The organism is Streptomyces sp. 6N223 (assembly GCF_052246635.1).
GTDB lineage: Bacteria > Actinomycetota > Actinomycetes > Streptomycetales > Streptomycetaceae > Streptomyces.
On the sequence record NZ_JBQQCA010000017.1, the window covers coordinates 62096 to 77653 of the forward strand.

General features: G+C 70.7%; 15 protein-coding genes. 8 read left to right on the forward strand and 7 right to left on the reverse strand.

The genetic code is table 11. The features are described 5' to 3' along the window. Window positions 1-44: 44 nt before the first annotated feature. The 3 genes from ACTWQH_RS13425 (at window position 45) to ACTWQH_RS13435 (ending at window position 4173) form a co-directional block, all read left to right on the forward strand. Window positions 45-1481 (forward strand): maltokinase N-terminal cap-like domain-containing protein, encoded by a 1437-nt coding sequence (locus ACTWQH_RS13425; RefSeq protein ID WP_443286712.1) that lies wholly within the window; start codon window positions 45-47, stop codon window positions 1479-1481. Window positions 1482-1496: 15 nt separating this feature from the next. Next, a complete protein-coding gene (glgB, locus tag ACTWQH_RS13430) occupies window positions 1497-3371 on the forward strand; it encodes a 1,4-alpha-glucan branching protein GlgB (RefSeq protein ID WP_443286713.1) in 1875 nt (624 codons plus the stop codon). Between the two features lie 190 nt (window positions 3372-3561). Next, window positions 3562-4173: a hypothetical protein gene (locus ACTWQH_RS13435; RefSeq protein WP_443286714.1), complete on the forward strand. Its 612-nt coding sequence runs from the start codon at window positions 3562-3564 to the stop codon at window positions 4171-4173. Between the two features lie 37 nt (window positions 4174-4210). Here the strand turns inward: ACTWQH_RS13435 and ACTWQH_RS13440 are convergent, their stop codons facing one another. Further along, on the reverse strand, window positions 4211-5236 hold the full coding sequence (locus ACTWQH_RS13440) for a lysylphosphatidylglycerol synthase transmembrane domain-containing protein (RefSeq protein WP_443286715.1): 1026 nt from the start codon (window positions 5234-5236) through the stop codon (window positions 4211-4213). Between the two features lie 245 nt (window positions 5237-5481). Here ACTWQH_RS13440 and ACTWQH_RS13445 point away from each other — a divergent pair, with 245 nt between their 5' ends. Continuing rightward, the gene (locus ACTWQH_RS13445) at window positions 5482-5712 is read left to right on the forward strand and encodes a hypothetical protein (RefSeq protein WP_443286716.1); all 231 of its coding nucleotides are present in this window, start codon (window positions 5482-5484) and stop codon (window positions 5710-5712) included. A gap of 147 nt (window positions 5713-5859) precedes the next feature. Then, a complete protein-coding gene (locus tag ACTWQH_RS13450; RefSeq protein ID WP_443286717.1) occupies window positions 5860-7470 on the forward strand; it encodes a M4 family metallopeptidase in 1611 nt (536 codons plus the stop codon). Between the two features lie 122 nt (window positions 7471-7592). On the opposite strand, the gene ACTWQH_RS13455 is transcribed toward ACTWQH_RS13450, so the two are convergent. Further along, entirely contained in the window at window positions 7593-8168 is a 576-nt protein-coding gene (locus tag ACTWQH_RS13455; RefSeq protein ID WP_443286718.1) for a TerD family protein, read from the reverse strand. Window positions 8169-8244: 76 nt separating this feature from the next. Further along, window positions 8245-9489, reverse strand: coding sequence for an amidohydrolase (locus tag ACTWQH_RS13460; RefSeq protein ID WP_443286719.1), 1245 nt, complete (start codon window positions 9487-9489; stop codon window positions 8245-8247). A gap of 24 nt (window positions 9490-9513) precedes the next feature. Here ACTWQH_RS13460 and ACTWQH_RS13465 point away from each other — a divergent pair, with 24 nt between their 5' ends. Next, window positions 9514-10476 (forward strand): serine/threonine dehydratase, encoded by a 963-nt coding sequence (locus ACTWQH_RS13465; RefSeq protein ID WP_443286720.1) that lies wholly within the window; start codon window positions 9514-9516, stop codon window positions 10474-10476. A gap of 289 nt (window positions 10477-10765) precedes the next feature. Here ACTWQH_RS13465 and ACTWQH_RS13470 read toward each other — a convergent pair whose 3' ends face one another. The 3 genes from ACTWQH_RS13470 to ACTWQH_RS13480 form a co-directional block, all read right to left on the reverse strand. Beyond that, window positions 10766-11230, reverse strand: a complete 465-nt coding sequence (locus ACTWQH_RS13470) for a DUF7848 domain-containing protein (protein ID WP_443286721.1) — start codon at window positions 11228-11230, stop codon at window positions 10766-10768. Then, window positions 11221-11421: a DUF7848 domain-containing protein gene (locus tag ACTWQH_RS13475; RefSeq protein ID WP_443286722.1), complete on the reverse strand. Its 201-nt coding sequence runs from the start codon at window positions 11419-11421 to the stop codon at window positions 11221-11223. The genes ACTWQH_RS13470 and ACTWQH_RS13475 overlap by 10 nt, the downstream gene beginning before the upstream one ends. A gap of 406 nt (window positions 11422-11827) precedes the next feature. Beyond that, entirely contained in the window at window positions 11828-12097 is a 270-nt protein-coding gene (locus ACTWQH_RS13480; protein ID WP_443286723.1) for a hypothetical protein, read from the reverse strand. A gap of 156 nt (window positions 12098-12253) precedes the next feature. On the opposite strand from ACTWQH_RS13480, the gene ACTWQH_RS13485 reads away from it, so the two are divergent. After that, window positions 12254-13594, forward strand: coding sequence for a tetratricopeptide repeat protein (locus ACTWQH_RS13485; protein ID WP_443286724.1), 1341 nt, complete (start codon window positions 12254-12256; stop codon window positions 13592-13594). 384 nt (window positions 13595-13978) lie between these two features. Further along, window positions 13979-14485 (forward strand): hypothetical protein, encoded by a 507-nt coding sequence (locus ACTWQH_RS13490; RefSeq protein ID WP_443286725.1) that lies wholly within the window; start codon window positions 13979-13981, stop codon window positions 14483-14485. A 660-nt stretch (window positions 14486-15145) separates the two neighbouring features. Here the strand turns inward: ACTWQH_RS13490 and ACTWQH_RS13495 are convergent. After that, window positions 15146-15490 (reverse strand): recombinase family protein, encoded by a 345-nt coding sequence (locus tag ACTWQH_RS13495; RefSeq protein WP_443286726.1) that lies wholly within the window; start codon window positions 15488-15490, stop codon window positions 15146-15148. Window positions 15491-15558 lie beyond the last annotated feature (68 nt).

Genomic DNA, 15558 nt, shown 5'->3' on the forward strand with positions numbered 1-15558 from the left:
GGGACACTTCTTCGCACAATTCTTGTGCCCGGGGAAAGGACGCCATGTCTGACAGCTCCTCACCCCGGACGGCACCCCGTGGCGTCCTCGCGACCGGCTCCCCCCACGGCGCGGCCCTGCTGGACTCCCTCACCCACCTGCTCGCCCGCTGGCTCCCCCGGCAGCGCTGGTTCGCGGGCAAGGGCCGCGCCCTCGGCGGCCTCACCCTCGTCGCCGCCACCGAGCTGCTGCCCTGCGGCACCGGCGGACCCGCCCCGGGCCTGCTCCACCTCCTCGTCCGCACCCGCCCCGACCGCCAGGACGCCCCCGCCGCCCTCGCCACGGGCGACTGCTACCAGCTGCTCCTCGGCGTACGCCCCGTCCTGCCGCCCGCCCTCGCCCCCGCCCTCGTCGGCCGCCCCGTCGACGGCCCGCTGCGCGGCCGCGCCGTCTACGACGCCCTCCACGACCCGCGCCTCGCCGACCTGCTCCTGGAACGCCTGCGTGCCCCCGGCCGCCTCGGCGCCCTCCGCTTCGGCCGCGCCCCCGGCACCGCCATCCCCTCCGGCCTGGCCGCCCGCGTCCTGACCGGCGAGCAGACCAACTCCTCCGTCGTCTACGGCGACAGCCACATCCTCAAGCTCTTCCGCCGCGTCAGCCCCGGCATCAACCCCGATCTGGAGCTGCCCCGCGCCCTCGCCGGGACCGGCTGCGACCGCGTCCCCGCCCCCTCCGCCTGGTTCGAGGCGTCCCCCGGCACCGCCGAGCCGCTGACCCTCGGCGTCCTCCAGCCCTACCTCGCCGGCTCCCGCGACGGCTGGCACCTGGCGTGCACGGCGCTGGGCCGCCGCGCCGACTTCACCGACGCCGCCCGGTCGCTCGGCCGCGCCACCGCCGAGGTCCACACCGCGCTCGCCGCCGCCCTGCCCACCTCCGTGCTGCGCCGCCCCCAGCTGGAGCAGACCGCCACCGCCATGACCGAACGCCTCGCCGAGGCCAGCTCGGCCGTCCCCGCCCTGCGCCCCTACCGCACCGGGCTGCGCCGGGCGTACGAGGACCTGGCCGGCTTCGCACGGCGCGGCCGGCGCTGCGTGGTGCAGCGCCTCCACGGCGACCTGCACCTGGGCCAGGTGCTCCGGGGCCCCGGAGGCCGCTGGTCGCTGATCGACTTCGAGGGCGAGCCCGCCCGCCCCCTCACCGACCGCCGCACGCTCGGCCCGCCCGTGCGCGACATCGCCGGCATGCTGCGTTCCTTCGACTACGCCGCCTGCCAGCACCGCGCGGGCGGCCCCTGGGTCCAGGCGTGGTCCCGCGCCAGCCGCGCCGCCTACGTCGCGGGCTACACCGAGGTCTCCGGCACCGACCCGATGGACCAGATCGAGCTGCTGCGCGCGTACGAGACCGACAAGGCCGTCTACGAGGTGCTCTACGAGGCCCGCCACCGCCCCGCCTGGCTCCACGTCCCCATGGCCGCCATCCGGCGCCTCGCCGCCTCGGAGTGAACGGAGCACCCACCCATGCGCCTCCGCCCGCTGGGCGAACTCGACCTGCATCTCATCGCCGAGGGCCGCCACGAACGCCTCTGGGAGGCGCTCGGCGCCCACCCCTGCGCGAAGGGCACCCGCTTCACGGTCTGGGCCCCGAACGCCCGCGCCGTCGGCGTCGCCGGCGACTTCAACGCCTGGGACCCGGCCGCGCACCCGATGCGGCGACGCCCCCCGGGCGTCTGGGAGGCGTTCGTCCCCGGCGTCGCGCCCGGCGCCCTCTACAAGTTCGCCGTCCGCCACGCCGACGGCGGCCTCGCCCTCCACGCCGACCCGATGGCGCGCCGCACCGAGTGCCCGCCCGCCACCGCGTCCGTGGTCTGGCGCAGCGCGTACGCCTGGGGCGACGCCGAGTGGCTCGCCGCGCGTCGCGGGCGTTCCTGGCACGCCTCCCCCCTCTCCGTCTACGAACTGCACCTCTCCTCCTGGCGCCCCGGCCTCGGCTACCGCGACCTGGCCCGCGAACTTCCGCCCTACGTCCGCGACCTCGGCTTCACCCACGTCGAGCTGATGCCGCCGGCCGAGCACCCCTACGGCCCCTCCTGGGGCTACCAGGTCACCGGCTACTACGCCCCCACCGCCCGCCTGGGCACCCCCGACGACTTCAAGCACCTGATCGACGCCCTCCACCAGGCGGGGATCGGCGTCATCGTCGACTGGGTCCCCGCCCACTTCCCCAAGGACGCCTGGGCCCTGGCCCGCTTCGACGGCACCGCCTGCTACGAGCACCCCGACCCGGCGTGCGCCGAACACCCCGACTGGGGCACCCTCGTCTTCGACCACGCCCGCCGGGAGGTCCGCAACTTCCTCGTCGCCAACGCCCTGTACTGGTGCGAGGAGTACCACATCGACGGCATCCGGGTGGACGCCGTCGCCTCCATGCTCTACCTCGACTACTCGCGCGCCGAGGGCCAGTGGACCCCCAACGCCGACGGCGGCAACGAGAACTGGGACGCGGTCTCCTTCCTCCGCGACCTCAACGCCGCCGTCCACCGCCGCCACCCCGGCGTCCTCACCATCGCCGAGGAGTCCACGGCCTGGGACGGCGTCACGCGCCCGCCGGAGGCCGGCGGCCTGGGCTTCGACTTCAAGTGGAACATGGGCTGGATGCACGACTCGCTCGTCTACCTCGCCCGCGACCCGGTCCACCGCGCCTGGCACCACGACGAGATCACGCACTCCATCTCCTACGCCCACACCGAGCGGTACATCCTCCCCGTCTCCCACGACGAGGTCGTCCACGGCAAGCGCTCGCTCGTCTCCAAGCCGCCCGGCGACTGGTGGCGGCAACGCGCCAGCCACCGGGCGTACGTCGCATTCATGTGGTCCCACCCCGGCAAGCAACTCCTCTTCATGGGCCAGGAGTTCGCCCAGGGCGCGGAGTGGTCCGAGACCGACGGCCCGCAGTGGTGGGTCCTCGACCCGGCCTGGCCCGCGGCCCCCGACCACCGCGGCGTCCTCGCCCTGATCCGCGACCTGAACGCCCGCTACCGCGCCACCCCGGCGTTGTGGGAACGGGACACCGACCCCGACGGCTTCGCCTGGATCACCGCCGACGCCGCCGAGGACAACGTCCTCGCCTTCCTCCGCCACGCCGCCGACGGCCCCCCGCTGCTGGCCGTCAGCAACTTCTCCGCCGTCGTCCGCCATGACTACCGCCTCGGCGCGCCCGCCGGCATCCCCGCCTGGGCGGAGCTCCTGAACACCGACAACACGCGCTACGGCGGCAGCGGCATCACCCATCCCGAGCCGGTGAAGGCCGAGGACATCCCGTGCCACGGCCACGAGGCGAGCATCACCGTGACGCTGCCGCCACTGGCCACGGTGTGGCTGTGCCCGGAACCCTGACGCGCTCCTCGCCCGCGCGGCTCCGGCGGTCCGGCAGTTCCGGCGGCTCGGGCCGTTCCGGCAGCTCGGGCCGCGGCAGTCGGCTGTCCGATGCGTACGGACATGTTCATTCCTCCGAGGAGGAGCGGTAGCGTACGTCCTCATCTCCGCGCACAGCGCAACGAAGCGGACGAAGCAGGTGAGGTCTGCCGTGCCTACGGATCACGCATGCCACGCGGCGGCCCAGGAGGCCGCCCGGGGCATCACCCCGGTCCGGGTGGTGCTGGCTCCTGCCCGCCGCCCGCCCGCGCCCCGCCCGCAGGACGAGGACGTCCCGATCGTCATCCGGCAGTACCTGGACCCGGGCGGCATCTACGCCCACGAGCGGGAGGCGCCCGGGTCCGCCGCCCCGGAGCCGACGAGTACGGCCATGGGCGGGATCGTGCTGGTCACGTTTCTCGACGGGCTCCGCGCCGACCTCACCGGCGTCATCGCCGAGTGGTACGCCGACCTGCTGGTGCGGATACCGCACGCGCTGTCCGTCCCCGCCACCATGGCGCCCGAGCTGGAGCCGCCGGGCGAGCCCAGCGAGTGGGCGGCACTGAGCGAGCTGAAGAAGCTCGGCGAGGAGCTGCTGACGGTCATCGCCCGCGTGCCCCCCAGCGACCGGATGAACCAGCTCAGCTGGCGGCTGTCCCTGGTCGAGGACTCCTTCTCCGGTGCGCTGCGCCGCCTGGACGTCCCCGTCGAGGTGTCCGTCGACAGCGCCGCCGAGGTCGCGAGCGCGGCGGGTTCGCTCTTCGGCATGCAGCGCATCGGCTGATTCCCGGCGGCTGACTCACGGCGGCGGATTCACGGCTTCACAGCGCCTTGCTCCGCACGAGGGCCGAGAGCACGAGTGCGGCCGGCAGCAGGGGAAGCCAGGCCGTCAGGACCCGGTGACCGATGACGGCCGACGTCGCCAGCGCCATGGGCGCGCCGAACGCCGCGAGGGTGAACACCAGCGCCGCGTCCACCGAGCCGATGCCGCCGGGTGCGGGGATGGCGCCGACCGCGGCACCGGCGGCGAGGTACGCCAGGACCATGTGCTGCCAGGCGAGCGGCAGGCCGAGCGAGGCCCCCACACAGGCGAACGCGCTCGCCTGGAACAGCGGGAAGGCGGCCGCCCCGCCCCACAGGGCGAGGACGCGGCTCGGCCGGGTGTGCAGCACCCGCGCGTCGGTCAGGGCGACGCGCAGGAACCCCAGGACCGTGCGGCGTACCGGAGGTATGACCGTCACCGCCAGGACCGCGAGGACGAGACCCCCGATCGCGCCCCCGACGGCCACGACCACCATCCGCTCGTCCAGGGCGGGCATGCCCATCCGCACCGTGCCGGGGAAGGACGCGACGAGCGCGAGGATCAGCACCATCCGCCCGATCGGCTTGACCAGCGAGTACAGCGCGAGCGAGGCGGTGGCCCGCGCCATGGGGATGCCGCGGCCCCGCAGGAGGCGCAGGGTGATGGCGTGGCCGCCGAGACCCGCCGGAACGATGTGGTTCGCGGCACCCGCGGCGACCTGTGAGGCGAGCAGCAGCCGTGGCGGGAGCCGTTCCGGGACGCATCCCTGTCGCATGCAGGAGGCGGCCACCCAGCACAGGGAGTCGAAGACGACCGCGGTCAGCAGCCATCCGGGGCTTGCCGACGGCAGCCGGGCGGCGCCTTCGTACAGCACGCACCAGTTGGCCACCGCCCACACCCCGATCAGCAGGGGCGGGAGCACATACAGCACGCGGCGTGCCTGGCGGGCGGGGAAGGAGAAGGGGAAGACGGAGGCGGGGGCGGGGGCGGGGGCGAGCGGCGTTCGGGGCAGCTCGTTGAGCTCGAGCGGCTGGAGCGGGGACACGGGTACGTCCTTCTGTCACGCCCGAGCGGTGCGGGGCGGACGGGCGGGGAGCCGAGCGGGGACGACAAGAACGTTCCCGTCCCTCGTGACGGCACGGTGTCCGGAAACCGAAGAGGCGCCAGCGGGTGGACGGCCGGAAGTCCGGTGCGCGACGCACCCTCCCGCGCGGGCGCGGTCACCTACCGCCGGGAGGACGCCGCCGTCCTCGCCCTCTTCGCGGACCTGGCCCGCACGGCGGGCTCGTGGTGGCCCGCCGAAGGCCGCTGCCTGATGGCGAACGCCCCGCCGAGGTGCACACCGAGCCCCCGCCCGGCGGCCGCGACCGCGGGCTGCGGCCGCACCACCCGACCGCCCCGGCCGTGCGCTACGCCGACGGCACGGCGTTGTACGCCCTCCACTCACGGCCACAGGGCGCGACCAGGGCCGACGTCCGGTTGCCGGTCCGGCGCCGGGGCGTGACGATGGCGAAGGGGTGAAATCAGTGAGAGACGAGGGGTCACAGAGACGAGGGGTCACAGAGACGAGGGGTTACAGACATGTCCCACCTTGAGCGGTTTCGCTATCACGTCGCCGACGACCCGCAGGCACGGGGAACTCCTCAGGGGCGCGCGTCGCTACGCGGAGTGAGCGCTCCCGAGTACGTCGAGGGCCGCCGGGAGTTCAATTCGGATGAGTCCGCCGCACGGTTCTATCTCGCCGAGAAGCTCGGGCAGGAGGAAGCGCCGGGGCTGCGCACCGCGGTGCGGGAGGACCGGCCCGAGCGGGTGCCCGATCTGGCGTTGCGCGAAGCGCGCCACCAGGCCGGTACCGGCACCACCCTGGTCCGCTTCGAGCAGACCCAGCAGGAGATCCCCGTCTTCGGCGCCGAGGCGCTGGTCGAGATCGACGAAGACCAGCGGCTGGTCTCGATGGACTGCCGGATCGGCGAGGTCACCGGCGTCAGCTCCGTGCCCGAACTGTCGGGTGAGGAGGCGCTGGATCGGGTGCGGGCGGCTACCGGGAGCACGGTCAACGCCCAGGAGCTGCCGCCGCCGACGCTGGCGTTCGTGAACCAGGCCGGCCACTGGCACCTGGCCTGGCATCTGCGCAACGTGCCGGCCCAACTGCCGCACATGCGCCGCGAAGAGGGCCAGCCCGGCCACGGCCTCGATCCGTCCCCGCGCGAGGACTTCCCGCTCACCGGCTACCTCGTCGACGCCTACTCCGGCGAGATCCTCCGCTCGTACGGCATGACCCCCACGATCGCGGTGCCCACCCGGCTGGAGGGAGACGACGAGATCAGCGTCCACCACCAGTTCCACGGCAGCCAGCAGGACGGCTCCTACCTGATGCACGACCGGTTGCAGCAGATCGCCACCTACGACCTGAAGCTCAACGACATCGAGGAGACGCCGCTGCCCGCCTCGGCGATCGGCTCGCCCAAGGCCGACTTCGGCACGGGACACCGGGCCGGCGTCTCGGCCCACGTCAATGCCGAGCGCGTGGAGAGCTTCTACCGCGACCAGCTGAACCGGGACGGCATCGACGACGCCGACATGAACCTGGTCTCGATGGTCAACTGCGTCTACCGGCGCCACGGCCCCGGGCCCGTGTGGCGCAACGCGGTCTGGTGGAACGGGCGCATGTGGTACGGCCAGGTCTCCGACGGATCCCGGCTGGTCAGCCTGGCGCGCCATCTCGACGTCATCGCGCACGAGCTGACCCACGGGGTGATCGAGACCTCCTGCAACCTCGTCTACCAGGACCAGTCCGGCGCTCTGAACGAGTCGCTGGCCGACACGATGGGCGTCATCATCGCCAACTGGTATCAGGCGAGCGACCGCAACGACGTGCGGACCTGGACCTGGAACATCGGGGAAGGTCTCGGATCCGGCGGTCTGCCGTTGCGCGACATGCGCGACCCCACCCGTACCGGCGATCCCGACCATATGCGCGACTACCTGAACACCCCGGCCGACAACGGTGGCGTGCACACCAACAGCAACATCCACAACAAGGCCATGTACCACCTGCTCACCTCGGTGAACGGAGCGGGCAGGCCCGTCCTCAAGGCCGAGGAGTGGGCGCTGCTGGTCTACCTCGCCCTGGTGCGGCTGCTGAGCCAGTCGGATTTCGCGGACATGCGCCAGGCGCTGCGGGACGTCACCAACACCTATCTCGCCGGGAACTCCGCCACGCGGGCCGTCACGCTGGCCACAATCGACGGCGCGTATCAGAAGATCGGCATCGCTTAGCGGACAGCGGATCGATTCCGGCGTCGGAGGGAGCTGCCTGCAGGCCCCAACCGCCAGTATGCCAACGACGGGGCCGTGGGGGGGGGTTCGCCCCCTGCGGCCCCGTGACCGATTGCGGTCTCTCAGAGGTTGACGCCGAAGTCCGAGGCGATGCCCGCCAGGCCCGAGGCGTACCCCTGGCCGACGGCGCGGAACTTCCACTCGGCGCCGTTGCGGTACAGCTCGCCGAAGACCATGGCGGTCTCGGTCGAGGCGTCCTCGCTCAGGTCGTAGCGGGCGATCTCCGCGCCGCCCGCCTGGTTGAGAACCCGGATGTAGGCGTTGCGCACCTGGCCGAAGTTCTGCTGGCGGTTCTCCGCCTCGTAGATGGAGGCGGAGAAGACGACCTTGTCGATGTCGGCCGGCAGGCCCGCGAGGTTGACGTTGATCTGCTCGTCGTCGCCCACGCCCTCGCCGGTGCGGTTGTCGCCGGTGTGGACGATCGTCTGGTCCGGCGTCTGCTTGTTGTTGAAGAAGATGAAGTGGGCGTCGGAGTACACCCTGCCGGAGGCGTTCACGGCGATGGCGCTGGCGTCGAGGTCGAAGTCGGTGCCGGTGGTGGTCCTGACGTCCCAGCCGAGACCGACGGTCACGGCGGTCAGACCCGGCGCCTCCTTGGTGAGCGAGACGTTCCCGCCCTTGGTCAGCGATACAGCCATGGAAAACCCTCCCGATGATGCGGTAACGAGCAGAACATGCGGTTGAAACAAGAACCTACGGCACCACGGAAGAGGCTCAGGCGGCGCCCTCCGGTTCCCGGTCCTCCCCGTCCTCCCGGTAGTACGGGTCGACGACCTCGCCCCGGCGCCGCGCCTCGTCGTAGGCGTACACCTCGCGGCCGGAGACGTAGACCCGCAGCGCGCGGCTCATCACGTCCAGCGGGTCGCCCGACCAGATCACGACGTCGCCGTCGAGACCGGGCCTCAGGGCCCCGACGCGGTCGTCGATGCCCATGATCTCGGCCGGGTTGAGGGTGATCGTGCGCAGCGCCTGCTCGCGCTCGAGCCCTTCCTTGACGCTGAGGGTGACCTGGTGCACCAGGAAGCTGACGGGCACCACGGGGTGGTCGGTGGTGATGGCCACCTTCACCCCGGCCCGCGTGAGGATCCCGGGGTTGGCCAGGGTGCGCTGCCGCACCTCCACCTTGGTGCGGGTGGTGAAGAGCGGGCCGGAGATCACCGGCACCTGGCGGCGGGCGATCTCGTCGGCCAGCAGGTGCGCCTCGGTGCCGTGGTTGATGACGATGCGGTAGCCGAACTCGTCGGCCAGCCGCAGCGCCGTGGCGATGTCGTCGGCGCGGTGGGTGTGCTGGCACCACGGCAGCTCGCCGTCCAGCACCCTGACCAGCACCTCCATGCCCGGGTCGCGCTCGAACGGCGCGCCCTCGTCGGCGGCGTGGTCGCGCTTGACCCGGTAGTCCTGGGCCTTGGCGAACGCGTCGCGGATGACCGCCGCGACGCCCTGCCGGGTGGAGGGGAGCTGCTTCTTGTCGCCGTAGACCCGCTTGGGGTTCTCGCCCAGCGCGCTCTTCACGCTCACCGGGTGCCGGATCAGCATCTCGTCGACGCTGCGGCCCCAGCACTTCACGGCGACGGTCTGCCCGCCTATCGGGTTGCCGGAGCCGGGCTTGACCACGGCGCTGGTGACGCCGCCCGCCAGCGCGTCGGCGAAGCCGAGGTCGGCGGGGTTGATGGCGTCGAGCGCCCGCATCCGCGCGCCGTTGGGGTTGGTCATCTCGTTGGTGTCCTGCCCGGCCCACCCCTCGGCCTCCTCGTGCACCCCGAGGTGCCCGTGCGCCTCGACGAACCCCGGCAGCACCCAGCGGCCCGCGGCGTCCACCGTCGGCACGCCCTCCGGCACGGCCACCTCGTCGTCGCGCCCCAGCGCGGTGATCTTCCCGTCGATGACCAGCACGGTGCCGCCGTCGATCGGCTCGGCGGCGATGGGTACGACGTATCCGGATCTGATCGCGATGTCCATGGCCGGCGAATCTATCGTGGGGTGGTGCTTAGCCATGAGAGCCACGAGACCCACGAGACCCACGCGCTCACCTACGACGACGTGAAGGCCGCCACCGGGCGCGTCGGGGGACGGGTGCGGCCCGTGACCCTGGCACAGGCGGGGCAACGGCTGTGGTTCGCGCTGGAGTTCCTCCAGCACAGCGGGTCCTTCAAGGCGCGCGGCGCGCTCAACTTCACGGCGGCGCGGACGCAGTCGTGCGCCGTACCGGACGCCGGGATCGCCATCGCCTCGGGCGGGAACGCCGGGCTGGCCTGCGCGTGGGCGGCGCGGGAGCACGGCGTACCGGCGACGGTCTTCGTGCCCGAGGCCGCGCCGGCGGTGAAGGTGGCGGCGCTGCGGGCGCTCGGCGCCGACGTGCGGCAGGTGGGCAGCGAGTACGCGGAGGCGGCTCAGGCGTGCGCGGCGTACGTGGCGGAGAGCGGGGCGCTGGCCTCCCACGCCTACGACCACCCGCTGATCGCCGCCGGGGCGGGCACGCTGCTGGAGGAGATCCACGCCGCGCGGCCGTCCGTCACCTCGGTCGTGGTGGCGGTGGGCGGCGGCGGGCTGTTCGCCGGGGTGGCGACGGCCGCGGCCGAGCACGGGGTGCGGGTGGTGGCGGTGGAGCCGGAGCACTGCCGCGCGCTGAACGCCGGGCTGGCGGCCGGGCGGCCGGTCGACGTGCCGGTGCGCTCGGTGGCAGCCGACTCGCTGGGCGCGCGCCGCGCCTCGGCGCACGCGGTGCGGCTGGCGGCGCGGCCGCACGTGCGGTCGGTGCTGGTCCCCGACGAGGCGATCGTCGCGGCGCGGCGCGCGCTGTGGCGCGACCACCGCGTCGCGGTCGAGCACGGCGCGGCGACGGCGCTGGCCGCGCTGCGGTGCGGGGCGTACGCCCCGGACCCCGACGAGGAGGTGTGCGTCGTGCTCTGCGGCGCGAACACGGACCCGGCGGACCTGGCGGTCTAGTGCCGCGTCAGCCAAGGTTTGCCCGTCAAGGAGCGGCGTCCGGTGCGGTGCAACGCAAGGCGCCGGATCGCCCTCGTGCTGGGCGCACTTGGGCAAACCGTACACCCTTGTAGGTTGGAAAGTCAGCAGGTCAGCGGGCATGGAAGTGCCCCGCCCCCGGTCGTGACCGGTCGGGGACGGGGCTGGTTGGTGGCGCTCGGGTGTCGGGGGTGGCTGCCCTGAGCGCCGCCGGTTCCCGTGTGGCCGGAGGGTGCGGGGACTCGTCCCCGGCCACGCGGGCGTCAGCGGGTCAGCCGGTGCCCTGATCGGCCCCGACGAGGTAGCCGCCGAGTGCGGCGACCACCATGAACGAGGTCAGCACGAGCGGCCCGGCGAATCTGCCCGCCCACGCCACGGCACGGTGCCACCAGGCGGCCCAGCGTCCGGGGGCGCGGTGTGTGGCGGGTGTCCGGTCGGCAGTGCTGACGCTCCGGGCCGGGGGTGTCGCTGCCGTGCCGTTTCCGTCCGGGGTGTGTGCGGCTTCCACGCGCCAGTGACGCTCCACGGTCATGAGGAACTGCCCGTGATTCGGCCCGTGTTCCTGGGTGTGGAGGATGGCCCAGCGCGCGACGGGATCGGGGTCGCTGTCCACGCGCCGGGATGCGGCGGGGCAGGTCATGCACTCGGCGAGATAGATCCCGTCCGGTGCTCCCTGCGCCCGTTCGGCAGTGAGCACCAGGTCGTTGCCTCTCAGGATGGTTCGCGTCACTGCCACGCCCCCGGCTCGACCTTGTACGGGCGGGTGATGTGCTCGCGGTAGCGGACGTGCCCAGGGTTGTTCCTCAGGTGTGCCAGCGCCCAGGTGGCTCCGGCGTCGGCGTTGCCGGACACTCCGCATCGCGCGTCGCACGTCACACACTGCATGACGAACGTGATGGGCTCGGCGTCAGGGCCGGTGTCCGGCATGATCGTGTGATCGCGAAACCGGTAGCTGGCGCGGCTCATGACCGACCCCCGCCCATCGTGGCGTCCCCGCTGACCCGATCGGCGCCGCCCCCGGGCACGGCACGGGCCGGGCGCGTGACTTCCTCGCACGCCGCGCTCAATGCCCGCCCTATGGCGCACCGCGCGCCGCGCCTGCACGTCCGGCACTCGGCCACATGGAGCCGATACGCCGCGCGAAGCTGCTCGATGTCCACCGGACGCGGGTACGCGGAGACCTCCGGCCGCACGTCTGCGGGGAGCGCTTCCCATTCCTGGCCCCCACCGAGCGGGCGGAGCATGACGTGCGGCCCGGCTTGGCCCATGTAGACGCCGACACGATCGCGCTTGCCGTCGCGCACCAGCGCGCCCACCGTGGGCGTGTCGGTGCTCACCGCGCGTCCCCCGGGGTGAGGGCCTGCGTGAGCCTCCGGGCCGTGTCGAGGTTGCAGCGCCCCAGCTCGATCAGCGGCCGGGCTTCCGGGCTGCCCATGTCGTGGCCGCGCAGCGACAAACGGTCGAGGTCCAGCGAGGGCAGCACAATGCCGTGCGCGTCCAGCGCCGCGCGGAGTTCGTTCAGCGCGTGGGCGGCCTCCTGGCGTGGTGTCGGTGGGGGAACCGGTTCGAGGTTCCTTGCTGCTGTTGTGTGAGACTCGGGCATGGTTGCCTGCTTCCTTCAGGTGATCCATGCCCCCGGGCCCGGTGCATCGGGTCGCGGGGGTCTTGCTGCCTTAGGCAACCGGCCTCTGTCGCGTAGCGGTACCGTGGCAAGAGCGACAGCTTTTAAGAGCTTTAAGCGCCTGGGGAGTTGAGGGCAGTGGGTGACCCAGAGCCGAACAGTGATCTCGAACGGCTGTACCGTGAGGCGGGCTGGACGCTCCGGCAGTTCGTCCAGGCGGTCAACCGGGTGGGCACCGAGCAGGGCACGCCGCTCAAGTACCGGGAGCCATCGGCGCATCAGTGGCTCGCGGGCCACATGCCGAAGAAGAACGTGCGGCCAGTAATCATCGAAGCCCTTTCCCGTAGGCTTGGCCGTCCGGTCTCGCATTCCGAGGCGGGATTCCCGACTCCTTCGGAGAGTTCTGCTGGCCGTCCGGCTACGGTCGAGGGGGTGATTGATCTCGGAAGGCAAGACATGGACCCGTCACGGCGCGGCGTTCTGGGGGTGAGTCTGTTTTCTGTCGCTGTGACCGTTCCCGATTGGCCTGATGTCGTCGGGCGTATGGAAGCGGCTCAGACCGGCCAGACTCAGCGCATAGGGATGTCTGAGGTCGATATGGTCATCGCGATGACTGAGCGAATCTCAGAGCTTGATGATCAGTTCGGCGGACGACATGCACGTCCCATGGCTGCGGCATTTCTCGTGAACACTGTGGCTCCTTATCTGCGCTGTGATGCTTCTGAGTCGGTGCGTCAAGCAATGATGTCGGCGGCCTCTGACCTCTGCTACCTGACCGGATACATGGCAGTAGATGAGGGAGTTCAAGGCCTCGCTCAGCAGTATTACTTGAAGGCACTAGAGCTTGCGGGGGCCGCGCAAGACCACCTGACTTACTGCACGACACTGCGAGGAATGAGCGTCCAAGCGGTCGATCTAGGGCACGGCCGAGAGGCTATGCGGCTAGCCGATGCTGCCGCTGCCGCATCCCCGCACGCCGGTCCGCGAATGCGCGCTTTCCTCGCCGGACAGCAGGCTCATGCTTCGGCTCAAATCGGCGACCGGAATAACGCGCTGATGTACCTCCGGGAAGCCGAGGTGGCCATGGAGAAGGCCGAGGCTAGAGAAAAGGCATTCGGGTCATACGATCCTGCGGCATTGAACTATCACACGAGCCAAGTTCGGTATGAACTGGGTGACATGAATGGTGCAGTCGAGGCGATGCAACGATCCGACAGGCTGCGATATGACGTGTACCGGCGGACCCGTGTGAAAGAACGCGCAATCCTCGCCGAGCGTCAACTTTCGATCGGCCATCTAGAAGCGGCGTGCGCCACATGGAATCTAGCTCTCGATGATTACCCACTAGTCCAGTCGGGGCGCGCCGATCAGAGGATTAAGACAATGTTCGGACTCATCCGTCCGTATCTCAACAATCACGCAGCTCGGGAGTTGTACGAACGCGCAAGACTCGTTACCCCCGCCTCACTCATGGCATGACGCAGGGAAAGCCACCGTATCGGTGCCCGTGAAGCGCTGGCACGGGGTGCGGTCGGTCAGCGCACGGCGCGGTCACCCTCCCGAGCCGTCACGGTGTGGATGGTGCAGCCGTGCTCATGCCGCAGGGGCGGAAGGAGTTCAGCTCATTGGTTACGGTGTCCGCCTGGCTACAGAGCCTTCAGCGACGGATACCAGCGTGCCGCAATGGGATGCCAATTCTCATCAGCCGGAGAAACCTCTGGGCTCGCGCCCCGTCGGAGCCTTGACTAGCTCTGGGCCCTCCGGTTGAGCCTGCGGCGTTGATCATGCGCTTTGGAACAGGTCCAGGCATGGCGTCACCCTCCCTTATAATTGCCGAGATGGTCGGATCGCTATGGGGGCCTGATGGATCAGGGTTTGGCTGCTGTACTGGGCGCGCTCGTGGGGGCTCTAGCAACCGCAGGGGGTGCGTACCTGCCCGCGAGGTCAGCGGAGCGCCTCCATAAGCGGCAAGCTCGGCGCGACGCCTACATGGTCTTTCTCCACGAAACAGAGATGATTTGTTCGCGACTGTGGCACGCGTCAAATGCCCTCTGCGATGAGGAGAATCAAGCAACATGGGATGCCGTCAAAGCTGATCGAGCGCTCACCGAAATGGAAGATGCACTGAATAACCTGGATCGCCATGCCGCCGGAATATCCCTAGAGGGACCAGAAAGCGTAATTGAAGAGACCGATAAGATCACCCTGATAGCGACCTCCGCGGTGGGGTTTACGCGCCTTGCCTGGAACGAGTACAAAGCGCACGGAAATCTCGTCCCCGATGATATAGCTAACGAGATTTTCCGCTCCCTCTCGGAAATAAATGCCGCCAAGCGCACCATTTCGCCGAGAATGCGCAAGCTTGTTTAGTGGCTTACATGCTCGCGACTCCAAAACCCGTACAAGGTCCGACCTGCTATACGCTTGCGGTCTTCCGGCCTTGATCACGGGCGTATCCGCCCAGGTCAGGAGCAAGGGTGCGCACATTGTGCGTACCCTTTGCGGCTCGGCAGGGCGGCGGTTATCCGGTCATCGGTGAGCTACTCGGGAATCATGCGCCGACCCGCTCCCCGGGCCACGCACCGCACCCACTCACCCTCGTCCGTGAGGTAGGGGACCGGCCGCTTGTTCTGCGTCATGGTCAGCCCCCCTCATACACGGGGTGGATCACGACCGCGCGCACGGCATCCGCACGCCACGACTTCCCCCGGCCCGTCGTGATGCCCTCCGCGTTGAACTTCCGCGCCACCCGCGCGCCGAGACGCCCTCGCTCACCTCCCGGAAGATGCGGCGGATGACATCCCACGGGGAGTAGTCCCGGCCCTTGACGCGCTTGGTGTCCGGCCTCAGCGTCCGGTCGGCATCCACCACAAGCCCGAACGGCGCACGGCCCAGCCAACGCCCCAGGTTGCGCTGCCTCTGCTTGGTGCTGCGGATGTTGTAGCTCAGCCGCAGGGAGTACTCCCGCGCGTCCTCCGCCCGCTGGATGATCCAGCGCCGGTCACGCTCGTTGGACGAGTCGAGCTGCTCTTAGTCGAAGATGACACGGGCCTTGCCCAGGATCGGGCCGATCGCGTCGATCCCCTTGCGGCTGAAGCGGTCCAGCGCGAAACACCACAGCGCCGGAACCTCCCCGTCAAGGACCGCCTTCATGGCGGCGTCGTACTTCGGGCGCTCCACGTCCGAGTAGGCGCACAGGTTCTCCTTCCACACCTTCCGCACCCGGTAGCCGTTCTGGTCCGCCCAGCGTCGGCCCCGCTGCTCCTGCGCCCGGAGCGACAGTGCGTGCTCCCCGTCGCGGACGATCTTCGACTTCCTGACCAGTAGGTCAACCTCCGGCCGGTCCCCGGCCGCCTGCGCTGCACGAGTCTTCATGCCCATGGCGGAGCGCATGGGTCGCCCGGTCACTGCCACAGCCACGGTCACCACGTCCCTGACCTGCG

Bases quoted from the DNA above. Each gene is read 5' to 3' on its own strand.
- ACTWQH_RS13425 (WP_443286712.1), top strand. From the start codon at position 45: ATGTCTGACAGCTCCTCACCCCGGACGGCACCCCGTGGCGTCCTCGCG.
- glgB (WP_443286713.1), top strand. From the start codon at position 1,497: ATGCGCCTCCGCCCGCTGGGCGAACTCGACCTGCATCTCATCGCCGAG.
- ACTWQH_RS13455 (WP_443286718.1), bottom strand. From the start codon at position 8,168: ATGGCTGTATCGCTGACCAAGGGCGGGAACGTCTCGCTCACCAAGGAG.
- ACTWQH_RS13460 (WP_443286719.1), bottom strand. From the start codon at position 9,489: ATGGACATCGCGATCAGATCCGGATACGTCGTACCCATCGCCGCCGAG.
- ACTWQH_RS13475 (WP_443286722.1), bottom strand. From the start codon at position 11,421: ATGCCGGACACCGGCCCTGACGCCGAGCCCATCACGTTCGTCATGCAG.
- ACTWQH_RS13480 (WP_443286723.1), bottom strand. From the start codon at position 12,097: ATGCCCGAGTCTCACACAACAGCAGCAAGGAACCTCGAACCGGTTCCC.
- ACTWQH_RS13490 (WP_443286725.1), top strand. From the start codon at position 13,979: ATGGATCAGGGTTTGGCTGCTGTACTGGGCGCGCTCGTGGGGGCTCTA.
- ACTWQH_RS13495 (WP_443286726.1), bottom strand. From the start codon at position 15,490: ATGAAGACTCGTGCAGCGCAGGCGGCCGGGGACCGGCCGGAGGTTGAC.